Source organism: Mesorhizobium sp. M7A.F.Ca.US.005.03.2.1 (genome assembly GCF_003997795.1).
In the GTDB taxonomy this organism is placed as follows: domain Bacteria; phylum Pseudomonadota; class Alphaproteobacteria; order Rhizobiales; family Rhizobiaceae; genus Mesorhizobium; species Mesorhizobium ciceri.
In genome coordinates this window covers 1-564 of record NZ_RZRP01001547.1, presented here as the reverse complement: position 1 = coordinate 564, position 564 = coordinate 1, and the positions used below count along the sequence as shown (strand labels likewise).

General features: G+C 61.7%; 1 protein-coding gene. It reads right to left on the bottom strand.

Translation table 11 applies throughout. The features are described 5' to 3' along the window. Positions 1 to 444: FAD binding domain-containing protein (locus tag EN991_RS39040; RefSeq protein WP_245461213.1), on the bottom strand; the 444-nt coding region annotated here is incomplete at its 3' end. Between the last annotated feature and the right edge of the window lie 120 nt (positions 445 to 564).

Sequence of the window (564 nt, the reverse complement as noted above, 5' to 3'; positions counted from 1 at the left end):
GATCTGCGCCGAGCCGACCTCTCGCGCCGCCTGCTTCAGCGCCTCGAAGGCCGGCGGCAAGGGATGGCGGACGATGTCGGTCCAGGTCGTGCGCGCGCCGATGACGAAATGGTCGCTCGTCTCGGCAATGCCGCAAAGCGCCGCCAGGCCGTTAACGTCGAGAACATTGTCGCGGATCGGTTTGCTGCCCTGTGCCGGATAGAAATCGGTGCCGCCGGCAAGGATGCGCCAGGCGCCCTCGCCAAGCAAAGCGAGCGCTTCGTCGACCGAGGTGGGTTTCGCGTAACGGATCACGCTTTGCCTTCCCGAAAAGAGGCCTTCCAGAGCTGGTACTTCGAAAGATCCTTCCAGCACAGGGGTCGGAAAATTCATTCGTATGCAAATGATATCAAGCTGGCAGGATTTGTCAAAGCCGGAGTTTGCCGCGGCGCCGCCGGCACGCATTTGTTATGGCTCGAGAGGTTGACGCGGCCGGCCATCTGGTCAAGTTTCTGCGTCCGGTCGCGTCAGCGGCATTTTCCACTGGAGCCTGCATACGGAAGAGGAAAGCCCCTGGCCGACTCA